The organism is Algicella marina, assembly GCF_009931615.1.
GTDB lineage: Bacteria > Pseudomonadota > Alphaproteobacteria > Rhodobacterales > Rhodobacteraceae > Algicella > Algicella marina.
The window spans coordinates 2,663,740-2,686,474 of the sequence record NZ_CP046620.1 but is presented as its reverse complement, the minus strand read 5'-3'; the positions used below and the strand labels follow the sequence as shown (position 1 = coordinate 2,686,474).

The 22,735-nt window shown below is 62.3% G+C and carries 26 protein-coding genes; 16 read left to right on the top strand and 10 right to left on the bottom strand.

Annotated elements, in window-relative coordinates; translation table 11 throughout:
- Nucleotides 1–85: 85 nt before the first annotated feature.
- Together GO499_RS13310 and GO499_RS13305 are read left to right on the top strand one after the other, a co-directional pair.
- Nucleotides 86–664, top strand: coding sequence for a nitroreductase family protein (locus tag GO499_RS13310; RefSeq protein WP_161862638.1), 579 nt, complete (start codon nucleotides 86–88; stop codon nucleotides 662–664).
- Nucleotides 664–1,353 carry an EI24 domain-containing protein gene (locus tag GO499_RS13305; protein WP_161862637.1) on the top strand — a complete coding sequence of 230 codons (690 nt, stop codon included), beginning with the start codon at nucleotides 664–666 and terminating at the stop codon, nucleotides 1,351–1,353. Before GO499_RS13310 ends, GO499_RS13305 begins: the two co-directional genes overlap by 1 nt.
- Nucleotides 1,354–1,384: 31 nt before the next feature.
- Here GO499_RS13305 and GO499_RS13300 read toward each other — a convergent pair whose 3' ends face one another.
- From GO499_RS13300 to mce, 3 genes are all read right to left on the bottom strand, one after another.
- Entirely contained in the window at nucleotides 1,385–1,534 is a 150-nt protein-coding gene (locus GO499_RS13300; protein ID WP_161862636.1) for a hypothetical protein, read from the bottom strand.
- 147 nt (nucleotides 1,535–1,681) lie between these two features.
- Entirely contained in the window at nucleotides 1,682–1,945 is a 264-nt protein-coding gene (locus GO499_RS13295) for a DUF1467 family protein (RefSeq protein WP_161862635.1), read from the bottom strand.
- Nucleotides 1,942–2,346, bottom strand: a complete 405-nt coding sequence (gene mce, locus GO499_RS13290; protein WP_161862634.1) for a methylmalonyl-CoA epimerase — start codon at nucleotides 2,344–2,346, stop codon at nucleotides 1,942–1,944. The genes GO499_RS13295 and mce overlap by 4 nt, the downstream gene beginning before the upstream one ends.
- 226 nt (nucleotides 2,347–2,572) lie before the next feature.
- Between mce and GO499_RS13285 the strand changes: the two genes are divergently transcribed.
- The 4 genes from GO499_RS13285 (at nucleotide 2,573) to GO499_RS13270 (ending at nucleotide 7,273) form a co-directional block, all read left to right on the top strand.
- Complete coding sequence (locus tag GO499_RS13285) at nucleotides 2,573–3,055, top strand: (2Fe-2S)-binding protein (RefSeq protein WP_161862633.1); 483 nt, start codon at nucleotides 2,573–2,575, stop codon at nucleotides 3,053–3,055.
- 97 nt (nucleotides 3,056–3,152) lie between these two features.
- On the top strand, nucleotides 3,153–5,525 hold the full coding sequence (locus GO499_RS13280) for a xanthine dehydrogenase family protein molybdopterin-binding subunit (RefSeq protein ID WP_161862632.1): 2,373 nt from the start codon (nucleotides 3,153–3,155) through the stop codon (nucleotides 5,523–5,525).
- Between the two features lie 80 nt (nucleotides 5,526–5,605).
- On the top strand, nucleotides 5,606–6,391 hold the full coding sequence (locus GO499_RS13275; protein WP_161862631.1) for an FAD binding domain-containing protein: 786 nt from the start codon (nucleotides 5,606–5,608) through the stop codon (nucleotides 6,389–6,391).
- 135 nt (nucleotides 6,392–6,526) lie between these two features.
- On the top strand, nucleotides 6,527–7,273 hold the full coding sequence (locus GO499_RS13270; protein ID WP_161862630.1) for a response regulator: 747 nt from the start codon (nucleotides 6,527–6,529) through the stop codon (nucleotides 7,271–7,273).
- A gap of 53 nt (nucleotides 7,274–7,326) precedes the next feature.
- On the opposite strand, the gene GO499_RS13265 is transcribed toward GO499_RS13270, so the two are convergent.
- The 5 genes from GO499_RS13265 to GO499_RS13250 all read right to left on the bottom strand — a co-directional run bounded on the left by GO499_RS13265 (nucleotide 7,327) and on the right by GO499_RS13250 (nucleotide 10,844).
- A complete protein-coding gene (locus GO499_RS13265) occupies nucleotides 7,327–7,929 on the bottom strand; it encodes a TIGR04282 family arsenosugar biosynthesis glycosyltransferase (RefSeq protein ID WP_161862629.1) in 603 nt (200 codons plus the stop codon).
- A gap of 7 nt (nucleotides 7,930–7,936) precedes the next feature.
- Nucleotides 7,937–9,076 (bottom strand): succinyl-diaminopimelate desuccinylase, encoded by a 1,140-nt coding sequence (dapE, locus tag GO499_RS13260; protein ID WP_161862628.1) that lies wholly within the window; start codon nucleotides 9,074–9,076, stop codon nucleotides 7,937–7,939.
- A complete protein-coding gene (locus GO499_RS13255; protein WP_161862627.1) occupies nucleotides 9,073–9,729 on the bottom strand; it encodes an HAD hydrolase-like protein in 657 nt (218 codons plus the stop codon). The genes dapE and GO499_RS13255 overlap by 4 nt, the downstream gene beginning before the upstream one ends.
- A gap of 4 nt (nucleotides 9,730–9,733) precedes the next feature.
- A complete protein-coding gene (locus GO499_RS19780; RefSeq protein WP_284154738.1) occupies nucleotides 9,734–9,868 on the bottom strand; it encodes a hypothetical protein in 135 nt (44 codons plus the stop codon).
- An 88-nt stretch (nucleotides 9,869–9,956) separates the two neighbouring features.
- A complete protein-coding gene (locus GO499_RS13250; protein ID WP_161862626.1) occupies nucleotides 9,957–10,844 on the bottom strand; it encodes an NAD-dependent epimerase/dehydratase family protein in 888 nt (295 codons plus the stop codon).
- A gap of 256 nt (nucleotides 10,845–11,100) precedes the next feature.
- On the opposite strand from GO499_RS13250, the gene GO499_RS13245 reads away from it, so the two are divergent.
- The 3 genes from GO499_RS13245 to GO499_RS13235 all read left to right on the top strand — a co-directional run bounded on the left by GO499_RS13245 (nucleotide 11,101) and on the right by GO499_RS13235 (nucleotide 13,235).
- On the top strand, nucleotides 11,101–11,892 hold the full coding sequence (locus GO499_RS13245) for a siderophore-interacting protein (protein WP_161862625.1): 792 nt from the start codon (nucleotides 11,101–11,103) through the stop codon (nucleotides 11,890–11,892).
- 86 nt (nucleotides 11,893–11,978) lie between these two features.
- The gene (locus tag GO499_RS13240) at nucleotides 11,979–12,584 is read left to right on the top strand and encodes an exopolysaccharide biosynthesis protein (protein ID WP_284154737.1); all 606 of its coding nucleotides are present in this window, start codon (nucleotides 11,979–11,981) and stop codon (nucleotides 12,582–12,584) included.
- A gap of 93 nt (nucleotides 12,585–12,677) precedes the next feature.
- Nucleotides 12,678–13,235 carry a type 1 glutamine amidotransferase domain-containing protein gene (locus tag GO499_RS13235; RefSeq protein WP_161862624.1) on the top strand — a complete coding sequence of 186 codons (558 nt, stop codon included), beginning with the start codon at nucleotides 12,678–12,680 and terminating at the stop codon, nucleotides 13,233–13,235.
- Between the two features lie 70 nt (nucleotides 13,236–13,305).
- On the opposite strand, the gene GO499_RS13230 is transcribed toward GO499_RS13235, so the two are convergent.
- On the bottom strand, nucleotides 13,306–13,671 hold the full coding sequence (locus GO499_RS13230) for a DUF4112 domain-containing protein (protein ID WP_284154736.1): 366 nt from the start codon (nucleotides 13,669–13,671) through the stop codon (nucleotides 13,306–13,308).
- A gap of 108 nt (nucleotides 13,672–13,779) precedes the next feature.
- Between GO499_RS13230 and GO499_RS13225 the strand changes: the two genes are divergently transcribed.
- From GO499_RS13225 to GO499_RS13195, 7 genes are all read left to right on the top strand, one after another.
- Nucleotides 13,780–14,037: a hypothetical protein gene (locus GO499_RS13225; RefSeq protein ID WP_161862622.1), complete on the top strand. Its 258-nt coding sequence runs from the start codon at nucleotides 13,780–13,782 to the stop codon at nucleotides 14,035–14,037.
- A 121-nt stretch (nucleotides 14,038–14,158) separates the two neighbouring features.
- On the top strand, nucleotides 14,159–15,220 hold the full coding sequence (locus GO499_RS13220; RefSeq protein WP_348520778.1) for an ABC transporter ATP-binding protein: 1,062 nt from the start codon (nucleotides 14,159–14,161) through the stop codon (nucleotides 15,218–15,220).
- A complete protein-coding gene (locus GO499_RS13215) occupies nucleotides 15,217–16,110 on the top strand; it encodes an ABC transporter permease (RefSeq protein ID WP_161862620.1) in 894 nt (297 codons plus the stop codon). The genes GO499_RS13220 and GO499_RS13215 overlap by 4 nt, the downstream gene beginning before the upstream one ends.
- A complete protein-coding gene (locus GO499_RS13210) occupies nucleotides 16,103–16,918 on the top strand; it encodes an ABC transporter permease (protein ID WP_161862619.1) in 816 nt (271 codons plus the stop codon). Before GO499_RS13215 ends, GO499_RS13210 begins: the two co-directional genes overlap by 8 nt.
- Before the next feature lie 17 nt (nucleotides 16,919–16,935).
- On the top strand, nucleotides 16,936–17,961 hold the full coding sequence (locus tag GO499_RS13205; protein ID WP_161862618.1) for an extracellular solute-binding protein: 1,026 nt from the start codon (nucleotides 16,936–16,938) through the stop codon (nucleotides 17,959–17,961).
- A 117-nt stretch (nucleotides 17,962–18,078) separates the two neighbouring features.
- Nucleotides 18,079–18,639: a VOC family protein gene (locus GO499_RS13200; RefSeq protein WP_161862617.1), complete on the top strand. Its 561-nt coding sequence runs from the start codon at nucleotides 18,079–18,081 to the stop codon at nucleotides 18,637–18,639.
- 89 nt (nucleotides 18,640–18,728) lie between these two features.
- Nucleotides 18,729–21,212: a phosphopantetheine-binding protein gene (locus GO499_RS13195; protein ID WP_161862616.1), complete on the top strand. Its 2,484-nt coding sequence runs from the start codon at nucleotides 18,729–18,731 to the stop codon at nucleotides 21,210–21,212.
- Here the strand turns inward: GO499_RS13195 and GO499_RS13190 are convergent.
- Nucleotides 21,179–22,663, bottom strand: a complete 1,485-nt coding sequence (locus GO499_RS13190) for a class I adenylate-forming enzyme family protein (protein ID WP_161862615.1) — start codon at nucleotides 22,661–22,663, stop codon at nucleotides 21,179–21,181. The genes GO499_RS13195 and GO499_RS13190 overlap by 34 nt on opposite strands.
- Nucleotides 22,664–22,735 lie beyond the last annotated feature (72 nt).

Here is a 22,735-nt window from a genome sequence, read left to right as displayed (position 1 = left end):
CGGCTCGGGCGCGCGCGCGCGGTCCGTGGCTTGACATTCACCGCACGGGCGCGTGGATACGGGGTGAATTCCCGAGGAGACCGCTATGCCCGATGCCCGCCCCGAAGTTCTCGATTTCCTGCTGACGCGACGGTCACGTCCGGCCAAGACGTTGACCGGACCGGTGCCGGATCGCACCGCACTGCGACCGATGCTGGAGGCGGCGGCGCGGGTGCCGGATCATGGCAAACTGGAACCGTGGCGCTTCATCGTGCTGGAAGGTGCGGCGCTGGCCCGCGTCGCGGCGGTGGCGGCAGCGCGGGCCGACGCGATGGGCTATCCGCCGGAACGCGTGGCAAAGACGGCGGTGATGTTCACCGAGGCACCGCTGATCGTGGCGGTGATCGCCATGCCGCGGCCGACGGAAAAGGTGCCTGCAGGCGAACAGGTGCTGAGCGCCGGAGCCGTCTGCTTGAGCCTGCTCAACGCCGCGCTCGCCTCTGGTTGGGGGGCAAACTGGCTGACGGGGCCAATGGCCGATGACGCGGAGTTTCTAAGCGCGGCGCTGGAGGTGGGCGAGCCGGACTTCTGCGCCGGGTTCGTGGTGATCGGCACGGAGACGACGCCGCCACCCGACCGTCCCCGCCCGGACATCGATGCCATTACAACCTGGCTGGCCGACTGATGGCAGGTGATATCGCCAAAGCGCTGGGCCAGTTGGGCGACCCGCGTTTCCTTGCCGTGTTGCTGAAAGCCATGGCGGTGACTTTGCTGGTCCTCATCGGCTTCGTCTGGTTCTGCCTGCAATTGTTCGGGTACTTCCTGCCGGAGACGATGACCCTTCCATGGATCGGCCCGGTGTCGCTGGAGGCATCATGGCTGAGTTGGGCGATGTTGGCTCTGGCGCTGGTCGCGTCGATCTTCCTGATGATCCCGCTGGCCTCGCTGCTGGTCGGATTTTTCGTGGAAGATGTGGCGAACGCGGTGGAGGATCGGCACTACCCGCACCTGCCGGATGTGCCGGGGCAGGGCTGGGCGGAGATGATCTGGGATACCCTGCGCTTCCTCGGCCTGATGATCCTGGCCAATGGCGTGGCGCTGATCGTATATTTCGCCGTCAATGTCCTGGCCCCTTTCGTGTTCCTCGCGGTCAACGGGTTGCTGCTGGGGCGGGAGTATTTCTACCTCGTCGCCGCACGGCGCATCGGCGCACGTGGCGCACGGGCACTGTTTCGCGGAAATTTCGCGGAAGTCTGGCTAACGGGTGTCGTGATGGCAGTACCACTGGCCGTGCCGGGGTTGAACCTGCTGATCCCGGTGCTGGGCGTCGCCGCCTTCACGCACCAGTTTCACCGAATTAGCGGCAAGCAATAGGCGCGGGGCACAGATTGCGCCCCGCCATGTCTCAGCTGTCTGCCGTCGGCTCTTCGGTCGGCAGTGGCAGGAGCGGCGCGTCTGCAACGGTTTCGCGCATCTTGCCGTAGGAGCAGCCCTCGGCAAAGGCTGCGCCGGAGGTAAGCAACAGAGCGGTTGTGAGAAGTGCGATGACTTTCATTGGTCTCTCCTTCAGGTTGCGATACCTTTTTAGGGTAGAGACTTCCATTCTTGCGTCCAGTAAAATTTGCGACACCGTCGTCCGACAACGGCCCTACGCCGGGAACTGCCGCATTCTCGGGCGTCGGGTCCGAGATGCTTGAGGCCCTCAGAGGCGGCCCCATATGTCAATGTCGGCGATCGAAATCCAGCCGGAGGCGATGATGCCGCAGAGTGGCAACCAGAGGGCGACGGTGACAACCGTGACCCAGAACATCTTGCGCCGGATCTGCGGATTAGTCGGGGCGGAGGGCGAGGTGCCGGGGGCTACGTCGCCCGCTTCGTCCTGGCTTTGCAGGCTGAGAGGCAGGGCGATCAGCAGGCCCATGAACCAGATGACGCTGAACAGGACGATGGCACCGGTAATCGTCATGCCTGTTCCAATTCTACCAGCGTGCCGGTGAAATCCTTCGGGTGCAGGAACAGCACCGGCTTGCCGTGTGCGCCTATTTTCGGAGTGCCATCGCCGAGGACACGGGCGCCGCTGGCCTTCAGCTTGTCGCGGGCGGCGATGATGTCGTCCACCTCATAGCACATGTGATGAATGCCGCCTGCCGGGTTCTTTTCCAGAAACGCGTTGATCGGGGAGTTTTCGCCCAGCGGATGCAGCAGTTCCACCTTGGTGTTAGGCAGAGTGATGAACACGACGGTCACGCCATGGTCCGGCTCCGCCTGAGGCGGCCCGACATCCGCACCCAATGTATCGCGATACTGGTCTGCCGCTGCGTCCAGATCGGGAACGGCGATGGCGACATGGTTCAGACGACCTATCATGACGGGCCTTTCCTTGCGGTTTGGCCAGATGTGGAACGCGCGGCACTGAAACGCAAGGGCGGTGATGCCGCAGCCGGTGCGCGACGGCATACAGTACTAAAATAGTGGTTTGCTCCGACAGGCATTTGCGATCAAACTCCCCTAAGGCGGGTATCGGAGCGGATTCGATGCGCGGCAAGCCCCGCCAAGGGGGCGCACTGGAACAGACTGCTGGGAGGAAGTGCAAATGACCAATGTCACCATGAAGGTGAACGGAAAATCCGTGTCTGGCGAGGTTGAGGGCCGGACACTGCTGGTGGAGTTTCTGCGAGAGAAACTGCAGCTTACCGGCACGCATGTCGGGTGCGATACCAGCCAGTGCGGCGCCTGCGTGGTGCATGTAAACGGTGACGCCGTGAAGGCCTGCACGATGTTGGCAGGAGAGGCCGAGGGGGCCGAGGTGAAGACGATCGAGGGTATGGCCAACGCTGACGGCAGCCTCGGCGTCATTCAGGCAGCTTTCCAGGAGCATCACGGTCTACAGTGCGGCTTTTGCACACCGGGGATGGTCATGAGCGCGGCAGACTTGTTGGACAAGAACGCCAACCCGAGCGAGACCGAGATCCGCGAGTATCTGGAAGGCAACATTTGCCGGTGCACCGGCTATCACAACATCGTCAAGGCGATCCAGGCGGCAGCATCGGAGATGAACACGGTCGCGGCGGAATAAGGCGTCTTCAGAACGCCGGTCGCAAAGAGCCAAGGGGCGGCAGCCCCGAGCGAAATCAGACAAGCGCGGCCCGGAGCCTGCGCATTGGGAGGATAGAATGCCGAAAGACAGCGGAATTGGAGCCAGTTCGAAACGGCGGGAGGACGTGCGGTTCCTGACAGGCAAGGGACAGTACACGGACGACATCAACGTCCACGGGCAGACATATGTTTTCTTCCTGCGCTCGGATGTGGCGCATGGGCGGATCAACGGTATCGACACCGGCGCGGCCGAGGGTATGCCCGGCGTGCTTAAGGTCTTTACCGGTGCGGATTTCGAGGGCGTCGGCGGACTTCCCTGTGGTTGGCAGGTGACGGACCGGCATGGCGAGCCGATGAAGGAGCCGGGACACCCGGTGCTGGCGCAGGGCAAGGTACGCCACGTGGGCGACCCGATTGCTGCTGTGGTGGCGGAAACCTACGCGCAGGCGCGCGACGCCGCTGCCGCCATTGAAGTGGACATCGAAAGTCTGCCGGCCGTGGTGGACATGAAGGCGGCGGTCGCCGAGGGCTCCGCGCTGGTCCATGACGATATCGGCACGAACCTTTGCTACGATTGGGGTTTCGTCGAAGAGAACAAGCAGGCGGTGGACGATGCAATCAAGGGCGCGCATCACGTCACGACGCTGGAGTTGAAGAACAACCGCCTCGTTGCCAACCCGATGGAACCACGCGTCGCGCTGGGCGAGTTCAGCCCCAGCCGCGATGAATACACGCTCTACACCACCTCCCAGAACCCGCACGTTATCCGCCTGCTGATGGGCGCATTCGTCCTCGGCATTCCGGAGCACAAGCTGCGGGTGGTGGCCCCTGATGTCGGCGGTGGTTTCGGCACCAAGATCTTCCACTATGCCGAGGAGGCATTCTGCACTTTCGCCGCCAAGGCCGTCGGCCGCCCGGTGAAGTGGACCTCCAGCCGCTCCGAAGCCTTCATGTCGGATGCGCATGGCCGCGACCACGTAACCAAGATCGAACTGGCGATGGACGAGAACGGCAAGTTCCTCGCCCTCCGTACCGATACGCTGGCCAACATGGGCGCCTATCTCTCGACCTTCGCGCCCTCCGTGCCCACGTGGCTGCACGGCACGCTGATGGCCGGCAACTACACCACGCCGCTGATCTACGTGAACGTGAAGGCCGTGTTCACCAACACGGTGCCGGTGGATGCCTATCGCGGTGCCGGACGGCCCGAGGCGACCTACCAGCTTGAGCGCGTGATCGACAAGGCCGCGCGCGAGATGGGCATCGACCCGATCGAGCTTCGCCGCCGCAACTTCATCCAGCCCGACCAGTTCCCCTATGCCACACCCGTGGCGGTCGAGTACGACACGGGCAACTATCAGGCGACGATGGACAAACTGATCGAGATCGCCGATTTCGCCGGTTTCGACAGGCGGCGCGCGGAGAGCGAGGCGCGCGGCAAGCTGCGCGGACTTGGCGTCAACTGCTATATCGAGGCGTGCGGTATCGCACCCTCGAACCTCGTCGGACAGCTCGGCGCTCGCGCCGGTCTCTACGAAAGTGCTACCGTGCGCGTGAACGCCACCGGCTCGATCAGTGTGCTCACGGGCAGCCACAGCCACGGACAGGGTCACGAGACGACCTTCCCACAGGTGGTGGCGGAGATGCTGGGTATCGACGAAAGCCAGATCGACATTGTTCATGGCGATACAGCTCGGACACCTATGGGCATGGGCACATACGGTTCCCGCTCCCTCGCTGTTGGCGGATCGGCGATGTTCAAGGCCACTGAGAAGGTAATCAACAAGGCCAAGAAGATCGCAGCGCACCTGCTGGAAGCTGCGGAGGCTGACGTGGAATTGGCCAACGGCCAGTTCACGGTGGCCGGTACGGACAAGTCCGTCGCCTGGACAGACGTGACGCTGGCAGCCTACGTACCCCACAACTACCCGTTGGAGGACATCGAGCCGGGGCTGGAGGAGACCGCTTTCTACGACCCGTCCAACTTCACCTACCCCTCAGGCGCCTATGCCTGTGAGGTGGAGGTTGACCCGGACACCGGCAAGGTGGAAATCGTGGCATTCGCCGCGGCCGACGATTTCGGTAACGTCATCAACCCTATGATCGTCGCCGGGCAGGTGCATGGCGGTATCGCCCAGGGCGTCGGGCAGGCGTTGCTGGAAAACTGCGCCTATGACGACAGCGGCCAGCTTCTTTCCGGCACCTACATGGATTACGCGATGCCGCGAGCGGATGACCTGCCGTTCTATTCCGTCGATCACTCCTGTTCCACGCCTTGCACGCACAACCCGTTGGGCGTCAAGGGTTGTGGCGAGGCCGGGGCCATCGGCTCGCCGCCAGCGGTGGTGAACGCGGTAATCGACGCGCTGCATTCCGGTGGCAAGACGCATGTAGAGCATATCGACATGCCGCTTTCGCCCGCTCGTGTCTGGGCGGCGATGCAGGGCTGAGGCAATCAGGGGCTCCGCCAGCCGGGGCCCCGCCGAACATTCCGGGCCGGTCCGCGACCGCCCAGAGAAGGAGATGAGAGATGTACAACTTTGATCTGACACGGCCGACCACGGTTGCCGATGCGGTTGCTGCGCTCGCGCAGGAGGATGCGCAGGCGCTTTCTGGTGGCCAAACCCTGATCCCGACACTCAAGCAGCGGCTGGCGCAACCTTCCGTGCTGGTAAGCCTGACCGGCATATCGGAAATGGTGGGCGTATCCACCGACGCCGAAGGCCGGCTGTGCATCGGTGGCGCGACCACCCATGCACAGGTCAGCAGGGAAGCGGAGGCCTATCCGGCGCTGGCGGCCATGGCCAGCCACATTGGCGACCCGGCGGTCCGCCATCGGGGCACCATCGGCGGCAGCCTTGCCAACAATGATCCCTCGGCCTGCTATCCTTGCGCGGTGCTGGCGAGCGGTGCGACGGTTGTGACCAATGATCGCGAGATCGCGGCCGACGACTATTTCGAGGGCATGTTCACCACGGCGCTCGAAGAAGGTGAAATCATCACTCAGGTGAAGTTCCCGGTGCCGGAGCGTGCGAACTATCAGAAGTTCGTGCAACCGGCTTCCCGTTTTGCGCTGGTCGGTGTGATGGTCGCGAAATACGCCGATGGTGTGCGCGTGGCCGTGACGGGCGCCTCGGAGGACGGTGTCTTCCGCTGGACGGAAGCGGAGGAAGCGCTTTCCGCCGACTATTCCACCGATGCCCTCTCCGGTCTGAGTGTCGAGGCCGATGGCATGATCGGCGACTTGCACGGCACGCCGGAATACCGGGCGCATCTTGTTGCCACCATGACAAAACGGGCAGTCGCGGCCAGTTGATCAGCGAGCGGAGGGGCATTTCGCGCCCCTCCGCCCGAAACGTGAAAAAAGCCCGCTTACGTTAAGTCGTCGTTAAACCCGCTGCGGTCTCATGAGAATCGAAGTTCTCATGACGCAGGTGGCAGAATGCGGGATATGTACTCCTTGAAGACACCGGGCAGCGCGGCCTCGCGTCGCAAGTGCCTGCTCGGCATCACCATCACCCTTGTTGAAGACAGTATGAGTGCATCAGAAGCGCTGCGCCTTATGGCGGTGGCCAGCGGTGCCCGCCTGCGACGGGCGGACAGGCTGTTGACGGCGGAAAGGCATCTTTCGCTTTATCGACCCAATGTGGTGATCGTCGACATCGGGCTTCCGGACGGCAGCGGGCTTGAGTTGATTGCGAAGATGGTGGGCAATTCGCCGCGCGCACGCCCGGGATTGATCGCCCTGTCTGGCGGGGATGTCGAGGAATGGGGCCCCCTTGCCCGCGCGGCCGGTGCAGATGCGCTTTTGCCCAAACCAGTAGGCGACATGCTGACCTTTCAGACTTGCGTGCTGTCAGTCTTACCGGTGAGTGAAGGCCGATCCATCAATGCAGACAGCGTTCCTCGTGTTGGAAGTTCATCGAACTTGCTGACCCGCAGCGTAAAATCGGACGACATCTCCCACGCCCTAGAACTGATTAAGGGGGCAGAAACGGCGCGGAATGTTGATGCGCTGACCTATGCTGCACAGTTCGTCACCAGCATTGCCGTCATGCTCGAAGACGCGAGCCTGCAACTGGACGCCCGCGTCCTGCTCGATGCCTCCGGCTTCGATGGGGCCGTGCCGGACGCGATCGGACACCTCAAAGGCCAATTGCAGGCGCGACTGACAAAGCTTCAGGAGGCAGTCGGCTGACCTCAAGAATGGCTTCTGGCTGACAGGAAAAGCGTGAAGCACCGGTTTGACCGTCAGGTTTGTACACCGCGGGTAGCTGACTTCAGATCGCTTTCCGTATCGACGTCGGCGCGCGTGGAGGCAAGGGCAACACGGAACCCTGCAGGAAGGCTGGCGCAGGTATCGTGAAACGCATGCGCGCTCGACCAGCGCACACCGTCAAAAATTCCGGGCGGGGTCCTTAGCCCACCATGTGCCAGACCGACCAGCCAGTAGCCGCCGTCCGGTGCCGGACCTAACACCGCGTCATGGTGCCCGAGCAGACGAAACGCCTCCTCGATATCCGCCGCTCGAATGTCCGGAATGTCAGCCCCGATTATGATCACCGGCCCGTGGTTTGCATTCCGGAATACCCGCGCCATCCGCTGGCCAAGATTTCCGCGTCCCTGCGCAACCCGCCGTATCCCTTCCGGCCAGACCGGGCTGGAAATGGCCGTGTCCGGTGCCACGGCCAAAATGGTTTGCCATCTGGCGTCCTTGCTCAGTTTGCGGAACAGGCGTGCAAGCTGATGGCGGAACCACCATGCTGCCGCCACATGGCCAATTTCGCGTCCTAGCCGCGTCTTGACCTTTCCCGGTCGCGGCTCCTTCACCATGATATAGAGCCGCCGCCGCATACCAGGATCAGGCAAAATAGGCGCGCAGGATCCGCGTGTAGATGGCCTTGAGCTGGTGGATCTGCGCAATCTCCACATTCTCATCGACTGCATGCATCGACTGACCGACCAGCCCGCATTCGACCACTGGGCAATGATCCTTGATGAACCGTGCGTCCGATGTGCCGCCGGAGGTGGACAGTTCGGGGCGTCGGCCGGTTTCGGCCTCGACGGCATCGGCAACAAGGGTGGAAAGCGCACCCGGCGGCGTCAGGAAGCTTTCACCGGAAATACGGCTGTCGAGGCTGAAACGAACACCCGTGTCCACTTCCACCGCCGCTGCCTGCTCCGCCAACCAGTTGACGAGACCGGCGCCGTTATGACGATCGTTGAACCGGATATTGAGCATCGCCGACGCACTGGCCGGGATGACATTGGTCGCGGTGTTGCCGGTGTCGATGGAGGTGATGGCGAGGGTGGAAGGATCGAAGTGGCTGGTGCCATTGTCGAGAGGCGTGGCCTCCAGCCGGTGCAGCAGCTTCACGAGTGCTGTCAGCGGATTATTGGCGCGGTGCGGATAGGCGGAATGACCCTGCACACCCGTGGCGGTGATCCTGCAGTTGAGCGAACCACGACGGCCGATCTTGATCATCTCGCCCATCGCGGTCGGACAGGTGGGCTCACCAACGAGACAGACGTCCATCCGCTCTCCCCGCTCCGCCATCCAGTCAAGCAAGGCAACGGTGCCGTGTTCCGCATCGCCTTCCTCATCGCCGGTGATGGCGAGGACGATGCTGCCGTCGGGCGGAGAGCCTGCTACAAAATCGATGGCGGCGGCCGCGAAAGCTGCGACTCCGGATTTCATGTCGGTCGTGCCGCGCCCGTACATGCGGCCGTCGCGTTGTGTGGCGCTGAAGGGCGGGTCGTTCCAGTCCGCCTCGTTGCCCACGGGGACGACATCGGTGTGGCCGTTAAAACCGAAGATCCGGCCATTGCCCGCTTCGCCCCAGCGGGCGTACAGGTTCGATATACCGCCGCGCTCCACCCTGTTGCAGACGAAGCCATTGGCAGTGAGAAGATCCTCCAGCAGCGTGATCGCGCCGCCCTCGGCCGGCGTGACGGAGGGGCAGCGAACCAGGCGCGCCGTCAGGTCGACGGGATCGGTCATGTCTCCATGCCCATGAGATCCATTGCAATTTCAAGGACTTCTTCAGGATGGCCGGCGAGTGCGTCGGCCTCGGCGCGATGCAGTTCGCCCTCTTCGCCGTAGCCCCACAGCGCACCAATGGTCGGAATGTCGTTGTTGCGGGCCCCATCTATGTCGAAATGCCGGTCGCCGATCATGATGCTGCGGGACGGGTCCACGCCGGTCTCGTTCAGGGCATGCTGGAGGAGGGATGTCTTGTCGGAATTGGTGCCGTCGAGTTCTGACCCGAAGAGACCATCGACGTGCGAAGCGATACCGAAATGCTCGATGACCGTATTGGCGTAGACATGGGCCTTGGATGTGGCGATCCACAGGCCAGCGCCCGTCGCGCGCAGATCCATCAGCATTTCACCAATGTCATCATAGACTTCCGCCTCGTACATGCCGACATCCGTGTAGCGCTCGCGATACAAAGATACCGCCTCGTTCAGATCGGCGCCCGGGCCGAGGAGCACTTCGAAACTCGTCCAGAGCGGCGGGCCGATGCACCAGGTGAGATCATCCTGTTCCGGAACTTCCGCACCGAGTTCCCGCAGGGCGTATTGGATAGAGAGGGTTATTCCCTCTTTAGGGTCGATGAGTGTGCCATCGAGATCAAGAAAAACCGCCTGCATAGGGCTACTCGTAGTCCTCCGCCGCGCCACTCGCAAGAGGCTGGCCGGCCGCATGGTCCCGATGGTGCGACAGCCGTGCCGGGATAATGAAATATGTTTGGCGAGCGGCCGGAATGTTCAGGCAAAGAAAAATGGACATCGCCATTTCCTGTTCATTTCTTGTTCGGCGTGCGCCTTGCCCTGCAAGATGCGCGGCCGTGTGCCTCCGCCTTCAGCTTGCACAGGGCTCACCCGTCGACGTAGTTGCGCCAGTTGTGCTGCTCCCTGAACCCAAGTACGCGACGAATCTTCTCGTTTGAATAGAGTGCTTCTTCGCCTTCAAGCGGGTGCTGAAGGGGCACGCCGGGAAAGAACCGTTCCGCCAGTTCGGCAGCTGGAACGTTGGCGGAGTTGTTGTCGTTGCCGGCGTTGAACACCTCGAAGCCGAGTCCGTCGGTCTTGAGGCACAAGTCGGTGATCTGGCCGAGATCACGGGCGTCGATATAGCAGAAGATGTTGCGGCGGCGGAGACCGGGATCCGCGAAGAAACGCGGGAACATGTCGTATTCATCCGGTTCGATTACGTTGCCAATGCGAAGCGCATAGATGTCAGCACCACTGCGGGCCTGGAATGCGCGGGCTGTTTTTTCGTTGACGACCTTGGACAGTCCGTAGCTATCCATCGGATTGGTGTCCAGGTCTTCGGTCACCGGCAGGGCAGGCGGGTCGGCGCGGCCATCGGCGAAGCAGACACCATAGGTGGTTTCCGAGGAGGCGATGACGATCTTGCGCACCCCCAGTTTGGTCGCTGCTTCCAGCACATTGTACGTGCCGACGGTGTTGATGCGGAAGGTTTCGTTGTCGGGACGGATCAGGATACGCGGCACGGCGGCAAAATGGACAACGGCGTCGAATCCCGGAACGCCGGTTCCGGGTTCGAGTTCGTCGAAATCCGCGTAGGATGTGAGCACGTTGAACATCTGGCCGGAGTCGGTGATGTCCGCCGTCAGGTTGTCGACCCCCGGATGGTCGAGTGGCGTGAGATCGACGTTGACCACACGGTGACCCTGTTCCAGCAGGTAGGGCACGACATGGCGACCGGCCTTGCCGGAGCCTCCAGTGAACAGAATACGCATGAGAAAGTCCTTCCCTTTGCTGGCCGCGTGTCTGGGGCGCACCCTACCTGCGGCCGGTACGTGGCGGCAAGGCTGGTGGCGGCAATTGCAGATCGTCTATTGATGCTGCGGCGACATTGCCTAGATTGAGAGACAGCACACCGGTGGCCGAGAGCGTCGCCGTGGTCTGCCAGCCAGAGACTGGTGGCGTGGCCCTGCGCCGCTGCCCCTGTTGTCAGCCCGCAAATCCCAATTCATATCCAGACGGAAGTTATCCATGGCCAGACCTGCAAAGAGACCGCCGCGGCTGTTCACGGTGCGGAAAGTACTCCGCCTGACGCCGGGCATGATCCGCGTGACATTCACCTCCCCCGAGATCGCGGCCATGGCAGCCGGTTGCGAGGGGGCCAATTGCAAGATCTTTCTGCCCGAGCCCGGTCAGACAAAGGAGGCTTTCGTCGCGCAACTGGCTGACGGGCCACGGCCGGTGGTGCGAACCTATACGGTGCGGTTCATCCGCCCGATAGACTGTGAGATGGATATCGATTTCGTCGACCATGGTGATGCGGGGCCCGCATCTGCCTGGGCGCGCCGTGCGGATGCGGGTGATTTCTGCGGCTTTGCGGGCCCCGGCCCGGTAAAAGTCGAGAGCTTCTATGCCGACCGTTATCTCGTGGTTGCCGACATGTCGGCCCTCCCGGTGGCTGCGGCGACACTCGAGGCGATGCCGCGCGATGCCGTCGGCACGGCGCTGTTTGAAATTACCTCGCCCGCCGACCGGCAGGAAATCGACGCGCCCGACGGCGTGGAGCAGCATTGGATCGTGAATCCGCATGCCGATCAGCCGACAGGCGATATCCTGCGGAAGGTTCTGGATTGGCCTTGGCCAGAAGGCCGCATCCAGACCTGTATCGCCGGCGAGAGCGGCATGATTGCAGATTTGCGGCGCTACTTGCTGGTCGAGCGCGGGCTGGCAAAAGAAGATGCGTATATATCCGGGTACTGGAAGGTCGGCCTTGTGGAGGACGAGCATCAGCAGATGAAGCGGGAGGAGGCGGCGGCGGGCTGACGCGAGATTTCCAGAAGGCTTCGGCGGCCGCTGGGGAACATGCCGCGCCCCGACGCGTTTAAACTGGTGACGGGGAGGGCAAGCTGTTGAGCGACACCGAAGTCAGCCGTGGCGACGACGAACCGCACTCGATCGGAGAAATCCTCGAACGGGCCGAAGATGCTACCGACAGCAACTGCGTATCGATCCGCCGGATCGTGCAGGAATTGGGCGACGCATCTTTCGCTCCGTTGCTGACCCTGCCCGCCCTGATCGTCATCACGCCCGCGAGCGGCATTCCCGGCCTGTCGAGTGTCTGCGGCATCTGCATCCTGCTGATCGCGATGCAAATGGTCGTGCAAAGGGATCATGTCTGGCTGCCGGACTGGTTGATGCGGCGCGAAGTTCCGCAACAGCGGATGCAGCAAGCGTTGCAGTTGCTCAAACGGCCAGCGCGGCGGCTCGATTCCGTGCTTCGTCAACGCCTCCACCCTCTGGTGGAGCCGCCTTTGGCAATCGTGCCACAACTAATGTGCGTCGTGGCCGGCGCGATGATGCCGGTGCTGGAACTGGTGCCGTTCTCGTCCTCGATCATCGGTGCCGGTGTCGCCGTGCTCGCTGTCGGGCTGGTGGCGCGCGACGGGCTGGTGATCCTCTGCGGTGTGATCGGTATTCTGGCGTCGTTGGGCGGGGCTATCTGGTTCCTGCTCTGACTGACCCCACGATTTCGCGAGAATCCGGAACTGCCGGCTGCGGCGGGCGTTGACCTCCACACGGGCCGAGCGCCCGGGAAAAAGGAGGACAACATGACCAGCATTTCGAATGCAAAGATTCTGATTCTCGCAACGGACGGGTTCGAACAATCCGAGTTGCAGGTCCCGCTGACCCATCTGAAGAAACTTGGCGCCGACGTTCAGGTGGCGACGCCAGAGGGGACGGACATCGTGGGCTGGAACGAGAAGGACTGGGGCGATACGGTACGAGCCGATCTGGCGTTGGCCGATGCAAGCGCCGGTGACTATCATGCGCTGGTACTGCCAGGTGGCCAGATCAACCCCGATATCCTGCGCACCAAACCCGAGGCCATTTCGCTCATCAAGGCTTTCTTCGATGCCGGCAAGACGGTGGCCGCGATCTGCCACGCACCGTGGTTGCTGATCGAAGCGGGAGTGATTTCCGGTCGAGAGGCAACATCCTACCATTCGATCCGGACAGATTTGGTCAATGCCGGGGCGAAGTGGCAGGACAAGGAGGTTGTCGTCGACAATGGGCTGATCACCAGCCGCTCCCCCGAAGATCTGCCGGCATTTATCGACAAGATCGTCGAGGAAATCGAAGAGGGCGCGCACGAACGCGCGGCATGACGGTTGAGATGACGCGAAAGCCGGGGTGGGAAAACCGCCCCGGTTTTTTTGCTGCAGAATTTTCTAAAGGTCAGGGTGCTTGTTCGAAGTGGCGCTGCAGGAGCGCAATGTTCCGACGGTTCGCCTTGAAACCGAAGTCGAAGATATCACCGACAAGCGGGATGATCCCGACAAAATAATCTACGGCGATGTTGCCCATCATGCGGGCGATCGTGGTGCGGGGCACGCCCATATGGCGGGCCTCCAGTACGAGATAACCCGCAGGCAGAAGTGTAAGTGTGTCGCCGACACCGGGAATAAGACCAATAATGGAGTCGAGCCCGAACCGCAGACGGGTGCCGGGCACGCGAAATTGCGTGTCCAGCAAGCGCGACAGCTTGTCGAGGCGGGCAATGTGTCGGGCACGCTCGTCTGAAGGAGCGGTAGGTTGATGCAAGGGGATGTCCGTTTGTTCACGCATGGGAGATGAACGCAGTCACGATGGCGTGGTTCCATGGAACCGGTCGCACCAACTGATTGTTTCAATGGTAAAGGAGGGCAAATCATGGCCGAGACTATGCAATCACTGCACGAACACCGAGAAGCGCTCAACCGGGAATTCGCCGATCTCCGCAAGGAAATAGAGGCGGAGCAGGCAGAGGAAAATCTGTCCATCGGCAATGTATTGACGCGCATATCCCATGCCGTTGAACACTGGAACGATGAAGCTGAAAAGCCGGAGAGTGACGATGAGGCTCTGGCTGTCCATGCGGAGCGTTTGCGCGGGGAAATCCGCGAGGCGCGGGCTTCTCGCAAGACCTGACCAACTTGTTCAGAAACAGGGCACAGCGCCCGCCAGGCATCGGTCCGGACAAACGGACCGGTGCCTTTGCTTGCCAAATCCGTGATGCTGTCGCAGGGTCGGCTTTGGGGAGAGCATGCCATTGACATCAGAGACAGCCGTTGAAGCGCGGGATGCGGTAAAGGTCTTCGGATCGGGCGCAAAGGCGTTCCGGGCCTTGGACAAGGTTTCCATAGCGGTACGGCACGGCGAATTCTTCACCCTGCTGGGGCCCTCGGGCTGCGGTAAGACGACGTTGCTGCGGTGCGTTGCAGGTTTCGAAACGCCGACGAGCGGCAGCATCCATCTCAGCGGCGTGGATATCACCCATGTCCCGCCCAACAAGCGGCGGGTGAATACCGTCTTTCAATCCTACGCACTGTTTCCACATTTGAAGGTCTCCGAGAATATCGGCTTCGGGCTTAAAATGCTTGGCAAACCGAAATCGGAGATTGCCGCCAGTGTTGAAAGGGTGCTGAAACTGGTGCGGCTTGATGCCTTCGCTGACAGGTTGCCTGCGCAACTGTCAGGCGGCCAGCAGCAGCGGGTCGCGCTGGCGCGGGCACTGGCACCGGAGCCGGAGGTGCTGCTGCTGGATGAACCGCTATCTGCGCTGGACTTGAAACTGCGCAAGGAGATGCAGACGGAACTGAAGCGGCTGCAGATGGAAACCGGCATCACCTTCATTTTCGTGACCCACGATCAGGAAGAGGCTCTGACGATGTCCGACCGCATCGGCGTGATGTCGGCGGGAAGGCTGCTGCAGGTCGGCGGGCCGCGCGAAATTTACGAACAACCGGCCAACCGGTTCGTGGCGGATTTCATCGGCGAGACCAACTTCCTCGAGGGCGAGGCGGTGGCCGGCGCCGTGCGGCTGGCCACAGGCGAGTCCGTTCCGGTAGCGGATGACACCCCCCGCGGCGCGGTGACGCTGGCGATCCGGCCCGAGCATGTTTCGGTGCTTCCGCCGGGAACAGCGGACACGCTGGCGGCAACGTTGGTGGACAGCACCTATTTCGGCACCGACATGCACCATCGGCTGACGCTGGCCGACGGCTCAGTTGTGATCGCGCGGGTGGCGGCCGGTGCCGACATTGGCGAGGTCCCGGGTGCGGCTGTCGGTGTCCGGTTCGAGCCTGGGCGGGTAAGGGTGCTGGCGGAATGACCGGTAGGCGAAGCAAGGCGGCAGACGGCTGGCTTCTTTCGGCTCCTGCGCTGCTGTTGCTTCTGATCGCCGCTAGCGGGCCGCTGCTGATTGTTGCGGTCTATTCGTTCCTTGAAAAAGGCGACTATTCCGGCGTGCGTTGGATCCTGTCCGGCGACGCATGGTTCGGCGTGCTGTTCAAGAGAGACATATTCGACGGCACCGTCAGCCTGGCGGATGCCAACCTGTCGATTTTCTGGCGATCTGCTCGCCTTTCGCTGGCAACGACGTTCATCACCTTCGTACTGGGGTTGCCGACCGCGTGGTTCATCGCCACCCGGCCCGCGAAGGTTCGGGCGTTCTGGCTGTTCCTGATCACCATTCCATTCTGGACAAACCTGCTGATCCGAACCTTTGCGATCATGGAGGTGATCCGCAACCAGGGCCTGCTGAACACCGCACTAATCAATCTCGGCCTGATTTCGGAGCCGATCCAGATTCTCTATACCGATGCAGCGGTGCTGATCGGCATGGCCTATGTTTACCTGCCGCTGATGGTGCTGCCACTGTTTGCCGCCATCGACCGGTTCGACTTTCGGCTGATCGAGGCGGGATACGATCTGTATGCTTCGCGCTGGCAGATACTTCGCCGCATTATTTTGCCGATTATCCGGCCGGGCATTGTGGCCGGGTGCATTCTCGTTTTCGTGCCGAGCCTGGGTGCATATGTGACGCCACGGGTGCTGGGTGGCGGCAAGAACATGATGATCGGCAATTTCATCGAGTTGCAATTCGGACAAGGTCAGAACTGGCCGCTGGGGTCGGCGCTGTCGATGGTGCTGCTGATCGTGGTTCTGCTGGCGCTCCTCGTCTACACCCGCGTCTCCTCCAAGGACGATCCCCATGTCTAGGCGGGCATTCGATGTCACCCGGCTGCCCGGGTTCACGACCGTGGCAGTGGTCGCGTTCCTGCTTCTCTACGCGCCGATCGTGACGCTGGTGATCTATTCTTTCAACGGCGGCAATTCCGTCAACCAGTGGGGCGGGTTCTCACTGAAGTGGTACGCAATCGCCGCGGAGAACGAGGCGGTTCAGGGCGCCGCCGTGCGCTCGCTGGTCATTGCCGTCTGGGCATCGGTAATCGCGACGACGGTGGCGACTATGGCGGCGCTGGGCACCACGCGGCGGGGCAGGTTCAAGGGCCAGACGCTGATCTATGTGCTGATCAACCAGCCGCTGATGGTGCCGGAGATAGTGACGGCGGTGGCGCTGCTGATCTTCTTCTCCTCCATCAAGATCGCCACCGGCTACAGTGGCCTCGGCTACCTTGTGCTCGCGCATTCTGCCTTCTGTGTGCCCTTTGCCTACCTGCCGATAAAGGCGCGGCTGGAGGGGATGGACGATGCCATGGAAGTGGCGGCGGCGGACCTTTACGCCACGCCATGGCAGACTTTCCGCTACGTGACCCTGCCGTTGCTGACGCCCGGTGTAATCGCCGGGGCGATGCTGGCCTTCGTGATCTCGCTCGACGACGTCATCATCACCGAGTTTGTAAAATCGGCAGGTCAGGATACGCTGCCGACCTACATGTTGGGGCAGTTGCGCCGCGCGCTGACGCCGGAAGTGAACGCGATCTCCACCGCGCTACTGGCCCTTACGGTGGTGATACTGACCCTTTTCTTTCTGATCACGAGAAAGCGGGACGGAACCCGCGACTGACCAACAAGGAGAAACCGATGAAGACCTATCTGATTGCTGCCACCGCGCTTCTGGGCGGGGCTGTTGCCGCTCAGGCGCAGGGGCAACTGAACCTCTACAACTGGGGTAACTACACCAGCCCCGAAATGATCGAGAAATTCACCGAGGAAACGGGAATTTCCGTCACCATTACCGACTACGACAGCAACACCACGGCATTGGCGAAGATCGAGGCCGGCGGTTCCGGTTTCGACCTTGTGGTGCCGTCGGCCAATTACGTGCCGATTTATCTCGACAAGGGGCTGTTGCAGGAACTCGATCACTCCCGGCTGGAAAACATCGGCAATATTGCCGACGAGTGGATGGACGTGGCGTGGGATCCGGGCCGGAAGTTCACGATTCCCTGGCAATGGGGTACGACCGGCGTTGCTGTGAACACTTCCGTTTATGACGGCGATCCCAATACATCGGAGATCTTCCTCAACCCGCCGGAAGAACTGGTTGGCAAGGTCAACGTCGTGCCGGAGATGAACGATGTGATCGCGCTGACGGTGTTCAACGTCGGCGGCGAAGCCTGCACCGAGGATCTCGATGTGCTGCGGCAGGTCCGCGATAAACTTATGGCGGCGAAACCGTCTTGGATATCGATGGACTATGGTACGACGGACAAGCTCTCCTCCAATGATCTGGTGGCGACGGTGAACTGGAACGGCTCCACCATGCGGGCGCGTCTGAACAACCCCGACGTCGTCTACGGCTACCCGAAGGAGGGCTATCCGCTCTGGATGGATTCGGTCGGCCTGACGGCGGATGCGGCGAATGTGGACGAGGCCTACCAGTTCCTCGATTTCATCATGGAACCGGAAAACGCGGCGATGATCTCCGCCTTTGCCCGCTATGCGAACGGAATCGAGGGTGCGGAGGAATTCATGCCCGAGGAAATGAAGACGGCGCCGGAAATCGTGGTGCCCGATGAATTCGTTTCCGCCGGTAAATTCCTGCCGACATGCCCGCCGTCGGCAACGGAGCTCTACACGGCGATCTGGACAGAACTTGTGAAATGACTTCGCAGGGATGCGCGGGCCTTCCACCCGCGCGTCCGACCGCGAACGAACTGTTTCCTCGCCCGGGACCGGGTTTCAGCTATTCTCTGGGCCAACCAAGAAAAGCGGAGAGGAAATATGCACAAACTTCAATCTCAGGGCGTTCACCACATCACGATCATGGGTGCCGACCGGCAGACCTCGATCGACTTCTGGGAGGGTGTGCTGGGCATGCCCTTCATCTTCGAACAGCCCAACCTCGACGATCCGAAACAGGGGCATCTCTACTTCGACCCCGGTGACGGGCGCCTGATCACGATTTTCACCAGCGAGGACCGGAAGGTTGATGCATCGCGGACATCGACGGATGTGGGCTGCGTGCATCACATCGCCTTTGCCGTCAGCCAGTCGATGTACAGCCAGTTGGTGGAGCGGTTGGACGCACGGGGGATCAGCCACTCCGGCGAGAAGGACAGGGGCTTCATGAACTCCATATATTTCAAGGATCCGCTGGGCCTGCTCATCGAACTGGCCTCCTACCGTTTCGAGCCACCGCAGGGTTGGACGCACTCAGATGTGCTGTTCGAGGCGCACCTGATCCGGGTGGAGGCCGGTGACGACGCAATTGCCGACGAGCACCTTGCCGTGGCGATAGAGCAACTGGCGAAGCGGAACACGCGGACGCTCTCCGACCGGTAGGTCAAAGCCTGTTCCCTTCGCGGCTCGATTGGCTTTAGGCTTCGCGAAGGCCCCGCTGGAGTGTTGCGGCAGGCCGGGCAGGGAACTGGATGGAACGCATTGCAGAAACGGCGGAGTTTGCCGCGCTGACGGAAGTGACAGTGGACGCGGGCGTGCGGCGACTTGATGCGGCGCAGGCGTTGCGCCAGATGGCGGCGGCTGAAGCGAAACTGCGGGCGCTGGAGATCGGTGATGCCGAACTGGTGGCCTGTTTTGAGACTTCCTGCGAGGGGTTGGCATTCGCGCGCGCGGGGCTGACTCTGGATCTGACAGTGGTGCCATGGCAGCACTGCGCGGAGCGTGGAGACTGGAAGGAAATCCGGCGCCGCTGCCTCTCTTTTGGTGGCCGGGCCACGAAACCGGTGCTTGTGACGACCGAGCGCTTGCTGGCCCAGTTCCAGACCGAGGATCTGGCCGCCTTCGCGCGGGTGGAGGTCGTGGCACTACCCGGGAACGGAGCGGACCCACAACACACCGGCTTCGGCGGGGGGGGCAAGCTGCGCTTCGAGACGGCAGGAACGACGCGCAACCCGAGAATGGTGGAAATGCCGGCCGGAGGTCTGCTCGCGCGCGTTCCTGCGTCCGGTGGTGTGCGGCTGGAATGCGAGGGCTTCGACACTGCGACGGGCGTCGAGCGGATCGCGCCGGGCGGGCCGGCCAGATTGATTCTCAACGCCGGACTCGCCGCCGCTGATCCAGCCATGCTGCTGCGGACGGCCGCGGCACATTTGGCAACGGAACTCTGCATCACCCCGGGGCTGATTGCGCGCCTTCTGCGCGAGTTTCCCGACGATGTGCGCCTGCCGTCACTTCGTCTGTTGGCTGTGGGCGGTGCGAGGGTGCCGATGGAGGATGTACGCAGCCTCGCGAAACGTCTTTTGGCTGCCGGGGCGCTCCATCTGGCAGTAAAACTGGAATACCGGACCGCCGAGAGCGGACTGGTAGCGGCGACAGACCCTCTACCCGCCGCCGCGTTTCCGGGGGCTCTGGCGCAGGGTGCGTACCTCTGTGTCGGCCATCCACCCACTGGCGGCCAGGTGAGAATCGTCGATAACGCCTTCCAGCCACTTGCCTCCAACGAGATCGGCCAGGTGCAGATGCTGCGCACCGCGGGCATCGCCTCCGCCTACATCGAACGCAATGGCAGCGAAACACCGGTGAGCCATCCGACCGGCTGGACGGACACCGGCGACCTCGGATTCCTGAACGAGGCGGGACTGACGCTGACGTCCCGCCGCAATGCGCAGATCGTTGTGCCGCGCAAGGTGGTGCAGTTCGCTGATCTGGAGCGGCGGCTGCGGAGCATTGACGGTCTGCGGCAGGAAATGCTGGCGGTGTTGACGGTGAAGCGCGAGAGCAAGGAGATGCCGGCGCTGGCGGTTTGTTTCTCCTCGGTGGAGAACACGCGCGAGGCGGTGGCGGCGATCGCCGGCGAGATCTTCTCGCAAATCGTGGCGCTGACGGGTGTGCAGCCGGAGGTCTATCACTGCCGAGCCAACATCTTCCCGCTGACCCCGGGGCTCGCGGTGCGGCGGGACCAGCTGCGGCGGATGATCGTCAACGGTACGCTGGTGGCTTCTGCAGAACCGAGAATGACAGTCGACGGGGCGGACATGCTCTCGCTGGCCGAACTACAGGCGCAGGTGGCGGTGATCTGGCAGAGTGTCCTGCTGACGGAGGCCCCACCGAAGGCGCAGGATGATTTCTTTGCGCTGGGCGGGGACTCGCTGAACCTGACGACGATGTTGACGGAGGTGGAAAACCTGTTCCGACAGAGCGTCGATATCGAGGTTTTCTTCAACGACCCGACCATCGCGGGCCTTTGCCGCAGCCTTCAAGATGCGGCCAACCGTGCACCGGTGCTGGAACCGGCGCAAAGTGATGGCGGCGGCCATGTGCGCAAGATTGGCGAATTCACCGCCGTCTGGCGGGGAGAGAAGGCGTTTCCGGACTCGGTGCTGCGCGGGTCCAACACCGACGGTTCGCGCCCGCCGCTTTTCTGGGTGCTGCAGTCAGAGCAGTCCTTCCGAGTCCTCGCCGAAAGGCTGGGGCCGGATCAGCCGTTCTATGCCATGCGCTCTGCCGTCGGGATCATCGAGCACTATGGCCAGGATTCGCTGGAAGAGATTGCCAATCGATACCTGTGGGAACTGCTGGGGCTGGCGCGGGGGCGCGATTTCTACCTCGGTGGCAACTGTCAGGGTGCGATCATCGCGCTGGCGCTGGCACGGCGATTGCAGCAGATCGATCAGCCGCCGGAGCGGCTGATCATGATGGAATGGTTTTTCGAGTTCGGTGGATACACAGGGCCGACCACTTTCCTGACCGGTGAGGACAGTTTCGTGGCCGAGTTGCAGCAAACGGTGCCAAGCCTTCAGAAATTGCAGGAGTTGTTTCCGGCATCCGACGCTCGCACCATCGCCGGTTCTCACGGCCAGTTTTTCACCGAGCGGTATGTGGGTGGAGTGGCCGATGGCATTGCCGGGGCACTGGTTCCCGCTCACTTCGCGTCGGCACGGGCCTCCATCAACTGACGGCGCAACCTGCCGCGTACGATCTTGCCGTTGGCGTTCAGCGGCATCGAGGAAACGATCACGGCCCGGCTGGGGCGCTTGTCCGCCGGGAACGCGGTGCGGCACTGCGCCAGCAGGCTCTCGGCGGTAATGCCGTCTTCGGTGACGGCGAAAACGGCAATCTCTTCGCCTGCGCGTTTATCCGGGAAACCGACGGCGGCGGCTTCCCGCACTCCCGCGAAGGTCAGGACGGTGGCTTCGATTTCCTGCGGATAGACGTTGACGCCACCGCGGATGATTACCTCTGTCGCGCGACCGGCGAGGGTCAGATAACCGCTCCCATCGAAGACGCCGAGATCACCGGGATAATACCAGTCACCATCGAAATGGTCGCCACCGGAATTGCCGTCCCTCCCACGCATGTTGGTGGCGCGGCCGGGGGTGAGGACGCGGATGCGCCCGATGGTGCCTTGGGGTTGCGCCCGGCCGTTTTCGTCGACGATTTCGACGATGACGCCCCGTGCGGGCGTGCCGACCGTTTTCATCCGCTCATCCATTTCCTCGGTGAACATCGTGCAGATCGGCCCGACAGGGCTGGCCGCGTATATCTGGATGATGCGCGGCGACAAAAGGTCATGAACGTCGCGCAATTCCTGCTCCGTTATCGCGGCTCCGGTGGTGACGAGCCAGATTGGCCCGCGCTCGTTCCGCAGGCGACGCCCGGTTTGGCGGGCATGGGCAATCAGGTCGCGCAGCACCGTGGGCACCATCATCGTGCCGGTGATACCCTGCCGTGCCACAACGTCGAAGACATCTGAGGGGCGCGCGACCGGCGGGAAACAGGTTATGGTGCCTCCGGCCCGCAACACGTTGGTAATCCAGCCGAACGTCGCGCCGAAGGCGATGGGCGACATGCAGAGGTAATGTTCGTAGGCCTCTGAAATCCGGCTGCCCTCCCAGGAGTTGGAGCGGGCGAACAGCGCCTCATGCGTCGTTTCGAATCCGGCGGGCGTACCAGTGGTGCCGGACGTGACGGCGGCCATCGCCGGTGCGCGCGGGTTGGCTGCAGGCGCAGGCGTGGGCGCGGATGCCGCAAGGCGCGCCGTCCAGTCCTGCGCGATCATGCCGATGCCATCGGGCAGGTTCGCCGGCCTGTCGGTGACAATGAGCGTGTGTTTGAACATCTTGACGGCGGCTTGCAGGTCCTCGTCCTTCAGGCGGAAATCCAGCAGGTTGCAGGTGGCCCCCATATGCCAGGCCGCCAGCATGGCAATGGTGACCTGTCGCGTGTCGCGCATCCCGAAGCCGAGCACGCTACCCTCGCCCGCGCCGAGTCCGGTTAGCACGGCGCGTGTACGAAACACCTCTTCACGAAGCTCGCGGTAGCTGAGACTGTTGCCGCCGGACCACATGGCGATGTGTTCGGGGCGGGTATCTGCGTTGCGAAGGATCTCTTCAGCCAGATTCACCATTGCGCTCCCCACTCCTGTTTGACGGTACCTGAAACAGTGTTACCAACATCAAGGGTCAACTTGTATCAGGGA